The 18,210-nt window shown below is 38.5% G+C and carries 16 protein-coding genes and 1 other annotated feature; of the genes, 4 read left to right on the top strand and 12 right to left on the bottom strand.

The features are described 5' to 3' along the window. Positions 1-4: 4 nt before the first annotated feature. The gene (gene megL, locus H0184_RS11970) at positions 5-1,192 is read right to left on the bottom strand and encodes a methionine gamma-lyase (protein WP_221824939.1); all 1,188 of its coding nucleotides are present in this window, start codon (positions 1,190-1,192) and stop codon (positions 5-7) included. A 318-nt stretch (positions 1,193-1,510) separates the two neighbouring features. On the opposite strand from megL, the gene rpsD reads away from it, so the two are divergent. Then, complete coding sequence (rpsD, locus tag H0184_RS11965; RefSeq protein ID WP_221824937.1) at positions 1,511-2,113, top strand: 30S ribosomal protein S4; 603 nt, start codon at positions 1,511-1,513, stop codon at positions 2,111-2,113. 38 nt (positions 2,114-2,151) lie between these two features. On the opposite strand, the gene H0184_RS11960 is transcribed toward rpsD, so the two are convergent. Both H0184_RS11960 and tyrS read right to left on the bottom strand, forming a co-directional pair. Continuing rightward, positions 2,152-2,340 carry a DUF6954 family protein gene (locus tag H0184_RS11960; protein ID WP_221824923.1) on the bottom strand — a complete coding sequence of 63 codons (189 nt, stop codon included), beginning with the start codon at positions 2,338-2,340 and terminating at the stop codon, positions 2,152-2,154. 302 nt (positions 2,341-2,642) lie between these two features. Further along, on the bottom strand, positions 2,643-3,899 hold the full coding sequence (tyrS, locus tag H0184_RS11955; protein WP_221824920.1) for a tyrosine--tRNA ligase: 1,257 nt from the start codon (positions 3,897-3,899) through the stop codon (positions 2,643-2,645). A 50-nt stretch (positions 3,900-3,949) separates the two neighbouring features. Then, positions 3,950-4,165: a binding site (T-box leader), on the bottom strand. A gap of 144 nt (positions 4,166-4,309) precedes the next feature. Here tyrS and H0184_RS11950 point away from each other — a divergent pair. Then, positions 4,310-7,084, top strand: coding sequence for a transglycosylase domain-containing protein (locus tag H0184_RS11950; RefSeq protein ID WP_221824907.1), 2,775 nt, complete (start codon positions 4,310-4,312; stop codon positions 7,082-7,084). Between the two features lie 31 nt (positions 7,085-7,115). Here the strand turns inward: H0184_RS11950 and H0184_RS11945 are convergent, their stop codons facing one another. The 3 genes from H0184_RS11945 to H0184_RS11935 are packed head-to-tail and all read right to left on the bottom strand — an operon-like array spanning position 7,116 to position 9,618. After that, complete coding sequence (locus H0184_RS11945; protein ID WP_221824892.1) at positions 7,116-8,291, bottom strand: acetoin utilization protein AcuC; 1,176 nt, start codon at positions 8,289-8,291, stop codon at positions 7,116-7,118. Next, positions 8,288-8,935, bottom strand: coding sequence for an acetoin utilization AcuB family protein (locus H0184_RS11940; protein WP_221824889.1), 648 nt, complete (start codon positions 8,933-8,935; stop codon positions 8,288-8,290). Before H0184_RS11940 ends, H0184_RS11945 begins: the two co-directional genes overlap by 4 nt. A 50-nt stretch (positions 8,936-8,985) precedes the next feature. Continuing rightward, positions 8,986-9,618 carry a GNAT family N-acetyltransferase gene (locus H0184_RS11935; protein WP_221824884.1) on the bottom strand — a complete coding sequence of 211 codons (633 nt, stop codon included), beginning with the start codon at positions 9,616-9,618 and terminating at the stop codon, positions 8,986-8,988. A gap of 201 nt (positions 9,619-9,819) precedes the next feature. Between H0184_RS11935 and acsA the strand changes: the two genes are divergently transcribed. After that, a complete protein-coding gene (acsA, locus tag H0184_RS11930; protein ID WP_221824881.1) occupies positions 9,820-11,538 on the top strand; it encodes an acetate--CoA ligase in 1,719 nt (572 codons plus the stop codon). 82 nt (positions 11,539-11,620) lie between these two features. Here the strand turns inward: acsA and ccpA are convergent, their stop codons facing one another. The 5 genes from ccpA to H0184_RS11905 form a co-directional block, all read right to left on the bottom strand. After that, positions 11,621-12,619 carry a catabolite control protein A gene (ccpA, locus tag H0184_RS11925; RefSeq protein WP_221824877.1) on the bottom strand — a complete coding sequence of 333 codons (999 nt, stop codon included), beginning with the start codon at positions 12,617-12,619 and terminating at the stop codon, positions 11,621-11,623. Between the two features lie 217 nt (positions 12,620-12,836). Then, on the bottom strand, positions 12,837-13,913 hold the full coding sequence (locus H0184_RS11920; protein ID WP_221824863.1) for a bifunctional 3-deoxy-7-phosphoheptulonate synthase/chorismate mutase: 1,077 nt from the start codon (positions 13,911-13,913) through the stop codon (positions 12,837-12,839). A 222-nt stretch (positions 13,914-14,135) separates the two neighbouring features. Then, complete coding sequence (gene ytxJ, locus H0184_RS11915) at positions 14,136-14,468, bottom strand: bacillithiol system redox-active protein YtxJ (protein WP_221824860.1); 333 nt, start codon at positions 14,466-14,468, stop codon at positions 14,136-14,138. Between the two features lie 87 nt (positions 14,469-14,555). Then, on the bottom strand, positions 14,556-14,924 hold the full coding sequence (locus tag H0184_RS11910; protein WP_221824857.1) for a YtxH domain-containing protein: 369 nt from the start codon (positions 14,922-14,924) through the stop codon (positions 14,556-14,558). A gap of 35 nt (positions 14,925-14,959) precedes the next feature. Further along, positions 14,960-15,421 (bottom strand): DUF948 domain-containing protein, encoded by a 462-nt coding sequence (locus H0184_RS11905; RefSeq protein ID WP_221824854.1) that lies wholly within the window; start codon positions 15,419-15,421, stop codon positions 14,960-14,962. Between the two features lie 217 nt (positions 15,422-15,638). On the opposite strand from H0184_RS11905, the gene H0184_RS11900 reads away from it, so the two are divergent. Beyond that, positions 15,639-16,754, top strand: a complete 1,116-nt coding sequence (locus H0184_RS11900; protein ID WP_221824851.1) for an aminopeptidase — start codon at positions 15,639-15,641, stop codon at positions 16,752-16,754. 41 nt (positions 16,755-16,795) lie between these two features. Here the strand turns inward: H0184_RS11900 and murC are convergent, their stop codons facing one another. Next, entirely contained in the window at positions 16,796-18,097 is a 1,302-nt protein-coding gene (gene murC / locus H0184_RS11895) for a UDP-N-acetylmuramate--L-alanine ligase (protein WP_221824848.1), read from the bottom strand. Between the last annotated feature and the right edge of the window lie 113 nt (positions 18,098-18,210).

Here is an 18,210-nt window from a genome sequence, read left to right as displayed (position 1 = left end):
TTTTTTATATTTTTTCAAGTGCCTGTTCTATGTCTTCTTTAATATCTTCCCAGGCTTCAAGTCCTACCGAAAGACGCAGTAATGTGTCCTCTATCCCCATTTTTCTCCGTTCCTCTTCTGGAACAACTGCATGTGTCATGGTGGCCGGGTGCTGTATCAAAGTTTCTGCATCACCTAGGCTCACCGCTATTTTTATCAATTTCAATTGATTCATAAGTAGTTGAGCAGTTTGTTTTGTTCCCTTGATTGAGAACGAAATCAAACCACCCGGTTTTTTCATTTGTTTATGCATGATTGAATTATCTTCTGTAAAATCGCTATTACCAGGAAAATAGATGGTCTCTACCTTTGGATGAGTTCTTAAAAATTCAAAAAGCATACTAGCATTTTCACAATGACGGTCCATCCTAACGGGCAATGTTTTCAATCCCCTTAGTAACAACCAAGCATCAAAAGGAGAAATAATACCACCGATATCTTTTTGGGTGGTTCTCGATACTTCCTTAATAAAATTACTGCTGCCAATAACAATTCCCGCAATGACGTCACCGTGGCCGCATATATATTTCGTTGCACTATGAAGAACAATATCACAGCCATGACTGATAGGGGTCTGTAAATAAGGAGAGCAAAATGTATTATCCACCACAACAGGTATACCACGTTGTTTTGCAGCGCTTGCAACTAACTCTAAATCAACTAGTTTCATGGTTGGATTGATTGGGGTTTCTATATAGATACAGGATGTATTAGGTTTAAGGTCGTTTTCAAGTATTTCTTTTGTAGACATAGCTGAGAAATCATGGCCAATGTTATATTTTTCTTTTAAAAATTGCAGTAACCCAAATGTACAACCGTATACACCTTGTGAACACAGGATATGGTCGCCTGTTTTCGTTAAAGCTGCCAAAACAGCAGATACGGCTGCCATGCCTGAGGAAAAGGCCAAGGCTGCTTCCCCTTGCTCAAGCTTTGCCATTCTCTCTTCGAGGATTTTAACGGTAGGATTAGCTAGTCTGGAATAAACATAGCCTTCTTCTTGCCCAGCAAATCTTCTTTCCCCTTGTTCAGCACTATCAAAGGTAAACGTGGAAGTTTGATACAAGGGAGGGACTAAGCTATCTTGGTGCTCCTTTGAACTGTAGCCGGCGTGAATTGCTTCTGTTTCAAACCGCAAATTATTCTTTTCCACTCTGACTCCTCCTAATTGAAAACGCTTACTTTATTTCTGTTTCTATATACTATTCAATAATGGTTAGGATTTTCCTGATATTAACTTGACACAATCATGAATAAAATTATATAATACTCCTTGTGTAAAATAACTGCAGCCTATGTGAACACTTGAACGGTCTCAGTTTGTTCCTCATAAGAGTCTATAATCTTATGAAGGTGTATCTTGTAACCCTCTGCTGCTAGGGCGAAGGTACATGAAAACAAAATGGCTATCATTGATGTTTCATAACGGTTTTTATTTTACCAAAATAAAAACACTAAGGAGGAGTCATTCATGGCTCGTTATACTGGCTCTAGCTGGAAAATTTCTCGTCGTCTTGGTATCTCACTAAGCGGCACAGGTAAAGAATTAGAAAAGCGTCCTTACGCTCCAGGACAACATGGTCCTAACCAACGTAAGAAGCTTTCTGAATACGGATTGCAATTACAAGAAAAGCAAAAACTTCGTCACATGTACGGAGTAACTGAGCGTCAATTCCGTAACCTTTTTGACAAAGCTGGCAAAATGGGCGGGGTTCACGGTGAAAACTTCATGATCTTGCTTGAATCACGTCTTGACAACGTAGTTTACCGTTTAGGTTTAGCTCGTACTCGTCGTGCAGCTCGTCAATTAGTTAACCACGGTCACATCATGGTTGATGGATCACGCGTAGATATCCCATCATACCGTTTAGCTGCTGGTCAAACTATCACTCTTCGTGAAAAGTCACGTAACCTTGTTGCTGTTAAAGAAGCAATCGAAGTTAATAACTTCGTTCCTGACTACTTAACATTTGATGCAGACAAGCTTGAAGGTACATTCACTCGCTTACCAGAGCGTTCTGAATTACCAGCTGAAATTAACGAAACTCTTATCGTCGAGTTCTACTCTCGTTAATATTTCAAAAAAACGTGCCAGCTTTGGCACGTTTTTTTTTATTTGTTTTTTAACCACTTATTCGCTCTTGAATATAGATAGGAAAGTATGATGTACAGTGCAACAACCACTGCTGCAGTCCATAGCCGTTCTTGTATAACACCATCTGCATATAATACGGGTCCTAGCCCAAAGAAAGTAAGTAGTAAAAAGAGAATGATAAAAAAAGCATGGACTAAAAACTTCATAGTATCACCCCAAAAGAATCTTCTTATTATATAAGACGTATTTCCTTATTGTCCTGTTACTAATTGTTAGTGTTCCCGGGGATTGTGACCCAAATTTCCCTCCACCCACTTTTTCGGTTACAATCACCCACTTATTGTGACCCAAATTTCTCTACCCCCACTTTTTCGGTCACAATCATCACCTTATTGTGATTATTGTGACCCAAATTTCACTCCCTCCACTTTTTCGGGCACAATCATGCTCTTTGCCATAAAAATAGAAAACCGGCCTCATTATATTCACGAGACCGGACCCATTAAGATTAGTATTTAATAAGTGAGTATTTCTTTTTACCTCTTCGAATAATGGTGAACTGCCCTTCTATTCGATCAGAGTCTTTTAATTCGTAAGAAGTATCGGTAATGCGTTCTCCGTTCACTGTAACGGCACCATTCGTGATGTCTTCTCGCGCCTGGCGCTTGGAAGGAGAAATTTTTGCAGCTACTAATAAGTCAACCAAGTTCCCCTCTGTATCACCAGCATTAAAAGATGGTACATCTTTGAAACCTTGTTCAATTTCTGCAGCAGATAAACTGCGAACATCTCCGCTGAATAACGCTTCCGTGATTTTAATAGCCTGCTGAAGGGATTCTTCACCATGAATTAGACGAGTCATTTCCTCAGCTAAAGCCTTTTGTGCCTTACGTAAATGTGGTTCTTCTTGAACAGACTTTTCAAGTGCTTCGATTTCCTCGTGGGACAAGAAAGTAAAGTATTTCAAGTATTTAACCACATCGGCATCCGCTGAGTTAATCCAGAATTGGTAGAATTCATAAGGAGTGGTTTTCTTAGCATCCAGCCAAACTGCTCCGCCTTCTGTTTTACCGAATTTTGTGCCATCTGCTTTTGTCACAAGCGGGATTGTTAATCCAAATGCCTTCGCACCTTCTGGCTGCATTTTACGAATTAGTTCTAAACCAGAAGTGATATTCCCCCATTGGTCACTTCCTCCAACCTGTAATTTACAGTTTAAATTCTCGTAAAGGTGATTAAAGTCCATAGCTTGCAGAATGGTGTAAGTGAACTCCGTAAAAGAGATTCCTGATTCAAGTCTTGACGCAATCGTATCCTTTGCCAGCATATAATTAACACCGATGTGCTTACCAATATCTCGTAAGAATGTAACAATGTCCATTGATCCAGCCCAGTCATAGTTATTTACCATGACAGCACCATTTTCACCATCGAAATTAAAAATTGCTGCTAATTGCTTTTGAATCCCCTCTACATTTTTCTGAACAGCCTCCAGAGTTTGCAGGTTACGCTCCTCACTTTTTCCACTTGGGTCGCCGATAAGTCCTGTCGCACCGCCTACTAAAACAATTGGCCGGTGACCATGCTGCTGAAATCTTCTAAGTGTTAAGAATGGTACCAAATGACCTATATGCAAACTGTCTGCAGTTGGGTCTGCTCCACAATATAGCGAGATACTCTCCTTACCAATTAAATCCTTCAGACCTTCTTCATCTGTCTGCTGGTAGATGAGACCACGCCAAGCTAAATCCTGTAATAAATCCATTTTTTCATCCTCCATTCTCAAAATAAACACAAAAAGCGCCCCTGCAAAATTGCAGGGACGCATAAACGCGCGGTACCACCCGGCTTGAGGAAAGATTCCTCCAACTCGAAAAATTAACGGTTTTTACCGTTCACCGCTACTTATCATTTCACGGAGAAAGCTCTGGGACGTAATTCACTCTTCTATATGTGTCAGCTTTCACCAGCCGCTGACTCTCTAAAAACAGGGATAGAAGACCTACAGTAGATTCCCTTCATAGCTTGATTATAATTTTTTAACTTATAGAATTTTTACCATAATTTATACCTGCTGTCAAACAAGAACTGGTAATATCAGAAAAATGTAGAAGTTTGTCATTTTTACAATGCTCATTATGCTATAATATATGTGATTTTAAAAGAGGTGATTCTATGAATGATAAACTTCAAGCGTGGATAGAGAAAGTAAAGTCCTTAACCAACTTGTTTACCCATAAAAAAACTGTAAAGAGTGCACGAATAACGTACCAGGTATTTTGGAACCTATTACTGCTGCTCCTAACTGTAGTTATACTTGGGGGAGCATTCGCAGGTGGTGTGGGAGCTGGTTATTTCGCCTCGCTTGTAAAAGACGAACCCGTTCGGTCTTACGACAGCATGAAGAAAGATATTTATAATTATACCGAAACATCGAACTTATATTTTTCTGACAATGTCTATCTTGGAAAGCTGCGTACTGATCTTGAACGTGAAGAAGTTAAAATTGACCAAGTATCAGATTATCTTGTAAAAGCGGTCATTGCAACAGAGGATGAGTATTTTTATACACACAAAGGAGTAGTGCCAAAAGCTGTTTTTCGTGCACTCTTTCAAGAAGTAACAAACTCTGCAGTTCAATCAGGCGGAAGTACATTAACACAGCAATTAATTAAAAACCAAATCTTAACAAACGAAGTCTCATTTGAAAGAAAAGCAAATGAAATCTTGCTTGCCCTTCGCTTAGAGAAGTTTTTTAGCAAGAAAGAAATTTTAGAAGCTTACTTAAATGTTTCTACATTTGGGCGGAACTCATCCGGACGGAATATCGGCGGTGTTCAAGCAGCAGCAAAAGGAATATTCGGAAAAACTGCCAGCGAATTAAACCTTCCACAAGCTGCCTTTATCGCTGGATTACCACAAAGTCCTTTTGGATATACTCCTTTTACCAGAGAAGGTACTGTGAAAAACAATTTAGAGCCTGGCCTCAGCCGAATGAAAACGGTATTAAAAAGAATGTATGATGGCGGTCACATCACTGAAACTGAGTACGCCGAAGCCTCAGCCTATGATATAACTAAGGATTTTATTCCTGCAGGAGACAACCCGCTTGAAAAATATCCATTCTTATCATTTGAAATTGAAAATCGAGCGGTTGAAGTACTGACCAATGTATTAGCGAAAAATGAAGGTTATGAAGAAAAGGATTTAAAGGAAGATGAAAATCTATATTATAAATACCGAACATTAGCCAAGCAAAATTTACGACAAAATGGATATGAAATTCACACAACCATTAACAAAGATATATATGATGTCTTCCAAGTTATAAAGAATAACTACCCTAACTACGGGCCTGATAAGCCTGAAGAAAAACTGGATCCGGAAACCGGGGAGACAATTACTGTCATGGAGCCGGTTGAAGTCGGCGCTATGCTAATCGAGAATAAAACAGGAAAAATCATTAGTTTTGTCGGTGGACGAGACCATAATAAGCAGGAGCTTAATCATGCGACTAGCGCTGTCCGCCAAAATGGTTCTACGATGAAGCCTCTTCTCGTTTATGCGCCAGCGATTGAATTGGGGAAAGCATCACCAGGCACTCCTTTACCGGACGTAGCTTTAAGGCTGGATCCAACCAATCCAAAACCTTGGCCGAATAACTATGACAGGCGATACAGCGGTATCACCTCAGCAAGACATGCATTAAAAAAATCTTATAACGTTCCTGCGGTTAAACTTTACAGAGATATTATTGACCAGCAGCCTGCGAAATATCTTGAAAAAATGGGCTTTACATCTCTAAGAAGCGAGGATTATACCAATCTCGCAACCTCTATAGGCTCCATGAAAAATGGCGTAACCGTTGAAGAAAACACCAACGCCTTCGGAACCTTTGCTAATGAAGGTAAATTTATTGATGCATACATGATTGATAAAATTGTCGACAACGATGGCAAAGTGATCTATCAGCATCAAGTGAAGCCAGTTGATGTGTTTAAACCACAAACAGCATTTTTAACGGTCGATATGATGCGGGATGTTATCAAAAGTGGTACGGCTTCAGGTATCAATAGTAAATTAAAGTTCAGAGCAGATTGGGCAGGTAAAACCGGAACAGGGCATGATTTCCATGACGCTTGGTTTGTTGCTACCAATCCTAGTGTAACGTTCGGAATCTGGACAGGCTACGATACACCTAAATCATTAAAAACAGGTGGAATGTCTTACTCTCAGAGAACCAACAACCTGTGGGCTGAATTAATAAATGCTGCCTATGATATTAAACCTGAGTTAATAAACCCTAACCAATCGTTTTCAGTACCAGCTGGAATCGTAAAGCGCTCGTTCTGCGCTGTTTCGGGGTTATTACCTTCAGATGCCTGTTCAAAAGCAGGTTTAGTCGAAAGTGATTACTTTAATGTTGAAAATGTACCGACTAAACGAGATGATAGCTTAATTGCAGGAAAATATGTACAAGTTGGTGATAAGAAATATCTAGCATTAGATTCTACACCAGCTGAATTTTCTCAGCAAGGTGTTATCTTAAATCCTGACTTTATTTCAAGAATGACAGGTGGTAATTTTAACAATTATAGCCAGCTTATCCCTAAAATGGCACGGTGGGGTAAAATCCTCGTTCCAAACGATAAAATTGTAGATAACGGGAAGCGGCCTGATGGCGTTAATCTGAAACTTTCAGGTAACAAGCTTTCCTGGTCAGCACCAGGGGATAATGATGTCGTTGGATATCGAGTTTATCAAAACGGATCAAAGGTCGGAAGTATTGTAAGTGGTTCTAGTCTTTCATTCACAGCTTCCAGCGGTTCATACCATGTTACTGCAGTAGACATCGCAGGGAAAGAATCACCACCATCTAATAAGGTTGAAGTTGGAAGTAAACCTGAACCTACTCCAACTCCACCAACTACACCTGCACCTGCATCTTAAAAAGTAATAGGGCTTGGATATCCAAGCCCTATTATTTTTTATATTCACTTTTTTGATGATTTCTAATTGGGTAAAGGGCTTTTTCGAGAGTAAGTAAATTTTTTTCGGTAATTTCTGCTTTTCTAGGAATTGGTTTATACATATCTTCTGGGTCATTCCAATTTATTGGCAGTGTCACGGGTGCTTTTTCCTGCCAGTACTCCAGCCAATCTTTTGGTAAACTTCCATAACAGTTTGAGTTTTCAATCATTTCCATCCATATCAGCGCCCATGCCCTTGGAACAACCCTCCAAATATCATAACCGCCGCCCCCCACTGCAATCCATTTTCCTCCACAATATTGATGGGCAATTTCATGTGCAAGTTTTGGGATTTCACGGTAGATTTTCATGGTAGCCGATAAATGTGTTAAAGGATCATAATAATGAGAGTCTGCCCCATTTTGTGTCAAAATAACGTCTGGTTTAAAAAATTCAGCAACTTCTTTCAGTGAATTAGTGTAAACCTCGAGCCAAGATTCATCCTCAGTAAATGCATCTACTGGAATATTAAAGGAATAACCATATCCCTTTCCTTGGCCTCTTTCATTAACATTACCGGTACCAGGGAACAAATATCTCCCTGTTTCATGTATGGATAAGGTACAAACATCAGGGTCGTCGTAAAAGGACCATTGAACACCATCGCCATGATGGGCATCGGTATCAACATAAAGAACTCTGGCATTATATTTATTTTGCAGATATTTAATCGCTACTGAACTATCATTATATATGCAAAATCCAGAAGCTTTTCCTCGAAATCCATGATGCAGTCCCCCGCCTAGATGTAGTGCATGGAGTGCTTTTCCTGTCATCACTTGATCGACAGCCGTCAGCGTACCTCCAACTAATAATGCACTTGCTTCATGCATATTCGGAAATATCGGAGTATCCTCCGTACCAATCCCATAGTTCTCAGCAATGTGCTGCGGCAGCTGCCCCTGCCCTGCCATCTTAACAGCATCAATATAGCTCGGATCGTGAATAAGGCTTAGTTCTTCATCTGTAGCCATTCTAGGAGGAATAACCTGATGATTTTCCAGGGCATTTAATCTATGTAATAAATCAACAGTAAGTTTAAGTCGATATTGATTAAAAGGATGGTTACTATTGAATTTATAATTCAACAGTTCTTCTGAGAATACAAATGAACATGAATCACTCATAGAGATACACCTGGCAGATTGGGCCATAACACATCATGACCAGATTGTTTTAAATCCTGAATGAGGACTGTTGGATTCATTGTTTGCAATCTAATGACAAGAATTTTGAATTGATCATCCTTTTTGTCAGGATATACAAGGACACTTAAAATATTCGCTTTTCGCTGTTTTATAATACTAGTAATCTCACTTAATTTTCCTGCAAGATTAGGCACCCTGATTTCAATTTGGGAACCGGGTTGATGAGCACCTGTCAACTCAACAAGTGTTCGAAGCAGATCCGTTTCGGTAACAATGCCAACAAGCTTTTGATCATTGGTTATCGGCAGGCAGCCTATTTTATGTTCATAAAATACGGCGGCAATTTCCTCTACAAAATCTAGTGGATGACCTGTAATAACATCTTTTTTCATGATTGAATTAACAGGTTTTTGCAGGTCTTCCACATGTTCATCAGCACGAAATATAGATGGAGCTGCATCCCGTATATCTGATAAAGTAACAATACCAACAAGCTGGTTATTTGCAGTTATAACAGGGATATGACGGATTTTTTTTAGTTCCATTAATCTCATAGTGTCAGCGATTGAAACCGTTGGAGTAACCGTAACAATCTCCGTTTTCATTATCTCTTCAACTATCATCTAAAATGCCCCCCTCAATTTTTCTTTAGTAAAATCTCAGGTGAATCAATTTAATACATAAATCTGTTCATAAATCGCAGGCGGTCAAACCGTTGGATGGTCTCTACATCCACCCTTTTTCCAATTTTCGCCATTAAACAGTTGGCAGGGTGTGAACATATTTCGGGGTCATCTGTTGCATACCATTGGAGGCCGCCGGCATTCATCATTTTCTCCATAATCTTTCGATATTCCCAAACATTTAATCCAGTACCCTTTAAATCCCAGTGCCAATAATATTCGGTTGTTATGATTAGGTAATCTTCCATGGCGTCATCCATCATAGAAACAGTGAGAAGATTTTTGCCGACAGCACACCCTCTAAATTTAGGAATTACCTCGATAGCACCTAGTTCAATCAAATTATCCATTTTGTCTTCAGACCAACGTTCAAGAGGATCTGGAAAAAGGTACGTTACGTAGCCAACAATCGTATGGTGATGCCTTGCGATAATAATCCTTCCCTCTTCTAGCTTTGCAATCCCAACTAGTGCCTGATGCTGCTGTTCTGGGGGACGAAAAGCAGTAAGATGTTCATGAAATTCATAGCCTGCAAGTTTATCTGAGGAGATTGGCCCTTCAATAATTAAGTTACCATGGGGAGTTTTCAATTCTTTCGCATTATACGTTTTTTTGTGTTCCATCCCTACACCACCTGAAAGATCATTCGTGTATCATTTCTATTATACATAAGTTTCTATCAACTTTTTGCTTCTTCACATAATTTTCTGTTTAGTTAGAAAAGTTTGTGACAATTACCCCATATATATAAAAGTTTTTAAAAAATTGAGAATAGTTACTATTTGTACTATAATTATCTCATACTAGCATAAGGGGGAAAAAGTATGAAAGTGGAAAAGCTGCCAGTTATGCAGGGAGAGCATAATTTAGTAAACTATGAAGATACGTATAAAAATTTCAGCTGGGAGGAAACCGAAAAGGAATTTTCCTGGCATGAAACTGGACTAGTGAATATGGCGTATGAAGCGATTGACCGCCATGCAGAAACATTTCGCAAAAATAAAGTAGCCCTTTATTACCGCGATAACACTAGAAATGAAAAGTATACGTTCAAAGAAATGAAAGAGCTTTCAAATAAAGCTGGTAATGTGCTAAAAACCTACGGAGATGTCGAAAAAGGAGATCGCGTATTTATTTTTATGCCGCGGTCACCTGAACTATATTTTACTGTATTAGGTGCTATCAAGCTTGGAGCGATTGTCGGTCCATTATTTGAAGCATTTATGGAGGGTGCCGTTCGCGATCGTTTGCAAGATAGTGAAGCCAAAGTTTTGGTTACAACTCCCGAATTATTAGATCGTGTACCTGTAGATGAGCTCCCAGCATTAAAACACATTTTCCTTGTTGGTCAAAATGTTGAGGAAAATGGGCAATATGTTAACTTTTTGGAAAAATTCGAGACTGCCAGCAGTCAGCTGAGAATTGAATGGGTAGACCGTACGGACGGGCTCATTCTTCACTATACTTCAGGTTCTACAGGTAAACCAAAGGGAGTCCTGCATGTACATAATGCAATGATCCAGCATTATCAAACAGCTAAATGGGTATTAGATTTAAAAGAAGAGGATGTATATTGGTGTACAGCTGACCCAGGATGGGTTACAGGGACCTCTTACGGTATTTTTGGACCATGGTTAACAGGAACTTCCAACGTCATTGTTGGCGGACGTTTTAGCCCTGATACCTGGTACAAAATGATTGAAGACTTTGGCGTTACCGTTTGGTATAGTGCTCCTACTGCTTTCCGTATGTTAATGGGGGCTGGAGATGAGATTGTTAAGAAATACAATCTCAGCAGCCTTCGTCATGTCTTGAGTGTTGGAGAGCCTTTAAATCCAGAAGTAGTAAAATGGGGCGTAAAAGTATTTAACAAAAGAATTCATGATAACTGGTGGATGACGGAAACAGGTGCACAGCTTATTAGTAATTACCCTTGTATGGAGATTAAACCAGGTTCAATGGGTAAGCCTATTCCAGGTGTCGTTGCTGCCATCGTTGATGACCAAGGCAATGAACTTCCTCCTTACCGAATGGGGAATCTTGCTATTAAGAAGGGCTGGCCTTCTATGATGTACACCATTTGGAATAATCGTGAAAAATACGAATCTTATTTCATGCCAAGCGGCTGGTATTTTTCTGGTGATTCCGCCTATATGGATGAAGATGGATACTTCTGGTTCCAAGGACGTGTAGACGATGTGATCATGACCTCTGGTGAACGAGTTGGCCCATTTGAAGTAGAAAGCAAACTTGTCGAACACCCTGCAATAGCAGAAGCTGGGGTAATCGGAAAACCTGATCCAGTGCGCGGCGAGATTATTAAAGCCTTTATCGCACTAAGAGACGGCTATACAGCTTCAGATGAACTTAAAGAAGAAATTAGACTTTTTGTTAAACAAGGTCTTGCAGCACACGCAGCACCTAGAGAGATTGATTTCCGAGATAAGCTGCCAAAAACAAGAAGTGGTAAAATTATGAGACGTGTCTTAAAAGCATGGGAACTTAACCTGCCAACAGGTGACTTATCGACAATGGAAGATTAAAAAGGAAAGGAAGCGCCTAAACAATATGCGCTTCCTTTCTTTTTTGTCCAGCTCCAGCGCCTAGGCGCTTCTGCTTTTCATATTATTTGGTTGATTGACGATGCTCAATGCGGTGTGGAAGAACAACGGTTTGTTCTTCTACCTCTTCTTTGTTCATTAATTTGGTAAGTAAACGCATAGCCACAGCTCCGATATCGTATAAAGGCTGAACGATTGTGGTCAGCTGCGGACGAACCATTAAAGAAAGCCTTGTATTATCTGATGTGGTAACTTCAAAGTCTTCAGGAATTTTATATCCTTTATCCTCAGCACCATGAACGACCCCAAGTGCCATTTCATCTGATCCAACTAGAATGGCAGTAGGTCTATTAGGAGCTTCTAATAATTTATCGAACGCTTCTAAGCCAGAGTCATAGGTGTAGTCACCTTCGACTATAAGTGACTCATCAAAATCTAATCCTCCATCAGCAAGTGCCCGCTGATATCCTTTTAGCTTTTTGTGAATATTTCTCGGCTCCTGTAATGGCCCAACTACAAATGCAATATGTTTATGACCTTTATCAATAAATTCTTTCACGCAGTCATAAACAGCTTGCTCATAATCGATGTTAACAGAAGGAATTTGTTCAGATTCTTCAATCGATCCAGCTAACACAATCGGAACTGGTGACTTACCAAATTCCACTACATGCTCTTCTGTAATATTTCCACTCATAAAAACAATACCATCCACTTGTTTTCCAAGCATTGTATTTAATAGGTGTAATTCTTTCTCTTTGTTTTGATCGGAATTACTTAAAATAATATTGTACTTATACATAGTTGCGATATCTTCAATCCCGCGTGCTAGTTCTGCGAAAAAGATATTTGAAATGTCAGGAATTACTACCCCGACAGTGGTTGTCTTTTTACTAGCCAAACCTCTCGCAACAGCATTAGGACGATAACCAAGTCTTTCAATGACTTCTAATACTTTTTTTCGAGTAACAGGCTTTACATTTGGATTTCCATTAACTACACGTGAAACGGTTGCCATTGAAACATTTGCTTCCCGGGCAACATCATAAATTGTTATATTCACGTTAACACTCTCCTTAAACACGATACGTATTTTCTTTATTTTACAACATTTTTCAACAATTTAGTCATTGTGAGAAAATATACAAACTTTTATATGTATTTAATCATACGATAAGTACCAGCAAGTCGCAATGATATTTGTTCTCATTTTCATATATTTTCACCAATTTCATAAAAAAGACCTTCTGCGAGTGAATGCAGAAGGATCTTGATTATCATTAAATTCTAACAAGATTAGATGCGAGCAGTTCATTGTAAAATGTATTAAACTGGTCAAGGTTCATTTGCTGTTGAGCGTCAGATAGGGCCACCGCTGGATCTGGGTGAACTTCAGCCATAACGCCATCAGCCCCAATCGCAAGAGCAGCTTTTGCAGCAGGCAGAAGTAAATCTCTTCGGCCAGTTGAGTGTGTTACATCTACCATTACTGGTAAATGAGTTTCTTGCTTTAAGATTGGTACAGCAGAAATATCAAGTGTATTTCTAGTTGCTCGTTCATACGTTCGAATTCCGCGTTCACATAGAATAATTTGACCATTTCCTTGTGCCATAATATATTCTGCAGCATTAATAAATTCTTCAATCGTAGCTGCAATCCCACGCTTCAAAAGAACCGGCTTATTTACTGCCCCTGCAGCTTTTAACAATTCGAAGTTTTGCATGTTGCGGGCACCAATTTGGATAACATCAATATAATCAATAGCCATCTCAATATCAGCAGGATTTACAATCTCACTAATAACAGCCATATCATACTCATCTGCTACACGCTTCAAGATTTTTAATCCTTCAACCCCTAGACCCTGGAAGTCATATGGAGATGTTCTTGGTTTATAAGCACCGCCGCGAAGCAGTTTTAAACCTTTTTCTTTCATCGCTTTTGCTACAGTAGCAACTTGTTCATATGACTCAACTGCACATGGTCCAAAAACAAAATGCTGCTTACCATCCCCGACAGTTTCACCTTTTAACGTAACAATTGTATTTTCTGGCTTCTTTTTTCTAGAGACAAGAAGGGCTTTTTGATGGTCATCTTTTTGCAAATCTAAACCAGCTTTAAAGATTTCCTTAAATAAATGGTCAATGGTTGCATTGTCAAATGGCCCATCATTATGCTCCTTAATAACATCAAGCATTTTTCTTTCACGAACAGGATCGTATTTGTAAACCCCTTGAGTTTCTTTAGCCTTCCCAATCTCTTGGACGAGTTGAGCCCTTTCATTGATTAGTTTCAATAATTCTAGGTTAAGATCATCAACACGTGTCCTTAGTAGTTCCAAATTACTCTTGCTCATGTTATTATGTCCCCGTCCTTTCAATAGCTTGACAGATCAATCCAAAAGCTGCCAGCTAGCTCCCTATTAATAAAATATTTTAATAATTCAATAATTAGGCTTTATTATAGCTGATTGAATCTTTTTTGTCACGTCTTTTTTCTTTAATGATTAAACGCTTTTAAGCACTAAAGTGTTTCGGTGTATAATAAGGCATACTATGCTCCGTGAAAATAAATGTTTCTATAAATTTTCACTTATTGCATTCGCTAAGGAACGATTTGTAATCTTCCAATGTGAAGCATTCCAAATTGCGTCACCATTCTTTATCAATATAGCTTGAGGAGATTCATGTTTGATTTCAAACTTCTCTGCAATTTCATTAGATAAAGGTCTTGCTTCTTGGACTGCTAAATAATATGCAGGTACACCTTCATTTTCTGTCGCATATTTCTCATATTCCTGATAAGCCGCATGACTAATCGGACATGTTAAACTATGTTTTAAAAGAAAAAATTTGTCTTCCTTTTTCAATAAATCTTCTAATTGTGATGATGAATCAATTTTTTTTAGCATATTCAATCCTCCAAATTATAAACGGTGAAGTCATTCTATCACTTCACCGTTTTTGATACAAATATTTAGATTAATAATCCCCAAATCTTAATGTGTTACTTTGTTTTCTTCCTCTTCAAACGCTTTTTTTGCTTCTTCCAATTTTTTTCTTATTGCTAGTTCATCAACAGTTTCTTCACCTTTTGTCTTTTGCACTCCGCCGATTGAAATGTAGTGTTCTTCGTCTTCTGCGTCAACCGGTGTTTTCGTTTTATTCATCAGCTGCACTGTTTTTTCTTTTAGAGTCCCCGCTTGATTGTTAAGTGTGCTCCTAATTTCTTTTCCAGATTTAGGGGCTAAGAAAATAGCAGCTGCAGCACCCACTAATCCGCCAATCAATGCTCCCAGTAAAAAACTGCTTGATGAGTCCTCACTTTTGTTTTGGTTTAGTTCCCGGCTCTCATATTCTTTAGCCATAATAGATTCCTCCTATATAAATAAATATATAAATACTATCTTGATCTAACTCTTTTTATCTCCCCAGCATTACTTTCGCTGTTTTCCTTCTTCTTAGCATTCCATTTATCTTTTAGTTCAAGGAAAACATTACTCCATTGCACAATTTGAGAGACTTTTTCTTTGTTTTCTTCTACTTGTATTTCAAAAGAATTTGATAGATTTTTTAGACTTCCATTGAACTTATTAACTGTTGTGCCAACGTCTTTTACTGCAGTAACTACACTGTTTAAACTCTTTGACTTCTCTTGAATATCATCAGCAAGAGCATTGGTTTTCTGTAACAGTTCTGTTGTTTCATGGGTCACTCCATCTAACTGTCTTTCTAAGCCAGCTAATGTTTTTGAAACGCTTCCCAGGGTTTCTTGGAGAGATTTAAGGGTTTTTGCTACGTAAATAACTAGTACTAAAAACGCAATTGCAACTAAAGCGACGCTTAAATATAAAATAATTTCCATTCGTTTTACCTCCGCTTTTATACCATTATGTATTACCCATCTATTGCTATATTAAACGCAGATAGGTATCTTATACTACTTCAAGATAATTGTCTCATTTTCCTGCAAAAGATTACAATACGTTTTACTATTAAGTTGAATTTTTATCACTTTCTAAATGAATTCGGTTACAATATAAACTGTATGATTACTTTTTCGTTGGAGGTATATGGAGAATATGAAAGATCCACGCATTGAAAAGTTAGCAAAAAATTTAATTAACTACTCTGTTGAGTTGAAAAAAGGTGAAAAGGTATTAATTGAAAACTTTGGCCTGCAGCGTGAGCTTGTAACTGCACTTGTTAAGGAAGCCTATCTTGCAGGAGGGTATCCGTTTGTACTTCTAAAAGATCAACAGGTTGACCGTGCTTTACTGCTCGGTGCCGAAGAAGAGCAATTTAACATGATGGCTGATTTTGAAGCAAATGTAATGAGCAAAATGGATGCATACATAGGTCTTCGTTCTGGCGATAACATCAATGAGCAAGCTGATGTCCCAGACGAAAAAGTAAAAATTCACGGAAGTACGATAGGTAAGAAAGTCCATCGCGACATCCGAGTTCCGAAAACAAAATGGGTTGTCCTTCGTTACCCAACATCTAACATGGCTCAGTTAGCAAAAATGAGCACAGAGGCATTTGAGGACTTCTATTTTGATGTTTGTAACTTGGATTATGGAAAAATGGATAAAGCCATGGACAGTCTAGTGGAATTAATGAATCGGACAGATAAAGTTCGCCTCACTGGCCCTGGAACAGACCTTAGCTTCTCAATAAAAGACATTCCTGCAATAAAGTGTGCAGGTCTTGCAAATATTCCTGATGGCGAAGTATATAGCGCACCAGTACGTGATTCAGTAAATGGAGTGATTTCTTATAATACTCCATCTCCTTACCAAGGTTTTACTTTTGAAAATGTAAAGTTAACATTTAAAGATGGTAAAATCGTTGAGGCTGTTGCCAACGATACGGAGCGAATTAATAAAATATTTGATACGGATGAAGGGGCACGTTATGTGGGAGAATTTGCTATCGGTGTAAATCCATATATCTTAACTCCAATGCAGGATATTTTATTCGATGAGAAAATCGCCGGCAGCTTCCACTTTACACCAGGTCAATGCTATGATGAGGCTTTTAACGGAAATCAATCTGATATTCACTGGGATATGGTTAACATTCAGCGACCTGAATACGGCGGAGGAGAAATCTATTTCGATGATGTGTTAATTCGAAAAGATGGACTTTTCGTTATTCCTGAACTTGAAGGGTTAAATCCTGAAAATCTTAAATAAATAAAAAAGGATGTCCGTTTGGTTACGGGCATCCTTTTTTGTTATAGAGTTAACTGATTTTCATAGGATTCCTGGAATTTCTGAATATCTCCTGCACCCATAAAAATAATGACACTATTTTGGTGTTTTTCCAGTAGTGAAGTATTCTCTTCTGACAGGATTTCAGCACCTTCGATTCTCTTTTGCAAGTCGTTAATGGTCAGTTTTCCATGGTTTTCTCTTGCAGAGCCAAAGATTTCACATAAATATGTTTTATCGGCAAGTCTCAAGCTTTTTGCAAAATCCTCTAGAAAAGCTTGTGTCCTAGAAAATGTATGCGGCTGAAATACTGCTACAATTTCCCTGTCTGGATATTTTTGATTGGCTGCATCGATTGTTGCCTTAATTTCTGTTGGGTGATGAGCATAATCATCAATTAAAATCTGTGATCCAATTCTTTTTTCGGAAAATCTTCTTTTCACACCTTCGAAGGAAATCAATTGTTCTTTCACAATTGATACATCAATTTCCTCGTAGTGGCACAAACCTATAACAGCAAGCGCATTTAAAACACTATGCTCACCGAAAGTAGGAATGGTAAATGTATCATAGAACGTATTCCGAATAAACACATCAAAGGTAGTTCCACTAGTAGCTTTCACAAGGTTTTTGGCTTGGTAATCATTTTCATCGCCAAAGCCATAGAACAATACAGGTACCTTTGCCTGAATCTTTTGAAGCTGTTCATCATCCCCGTGAGCAAATATCCCCTTCTTAACTTGAACGGCCATTTCCTGGAATGCTGAAAAGACATCATCAATATTAGCAAAATAATCCGGGTGATCGAAATCAATATTTGTCATAATTGCATAATCTGGAAAATAGGACAAAAAGTGTCTTCTGTATTCGCATGCTTCGAAAACAAAATATTTAGAGCCTTCTTCGCCCTTACCTGTACCGTCACCGATTAAAAACGAAGTCGGCTTTGCACCCTTAATAACATGGGCCAGCAATCCCGTCGTAGACGTTTTACCATGTGCACCTGTAATAGCTACACTCGTAAAGTTTTGCATAAAATCGCCTAAGAATCGGTGGTAACGAACAATTGGTAATCCGAGCTTCATAGCCTCTTGAATTTCCTCATGTGTATCAGGAAATGCATTACCAGCAATAATAGTCATCCCCGGTTTGATATTTTCTTTTTGAAAGGGGAGAATCTTTATTCCTGATTCTTCAAGGGCCAGTTGAGTAAAAAAGCGCTTTTCGACATCGGAGCCTTGTACATCGAATTTCATATCATGGAGAATTTGTGCTAATGCACTCATTCCTGACCCCTTTATACCTACAAAATGGTAAATAGTCATATAAAGAACCTCCAACCAACGTCTATCTGTAAAACAGTATATGATATCTTACTTGAAATGCTAATTCTTAACTTTAGCTTGGTAAAGAACAAAATCAATATTGTAATCACATT

The sequence above is a fragment of the Neobacillus niacini genome (assembly GCF_019749295.1).
In the GTDB taxonomy this organism is placed as follows: Bacteria; Bacillota; Bacilli; order Bacillales; family Cytobacillaceae; genus Neobacillus; species Neobacillus niacini_D.
Note: the sequence above shows the minus strand (reverse complement) of the source record. Positions and strands in the feature narration are given on the sequence as shown.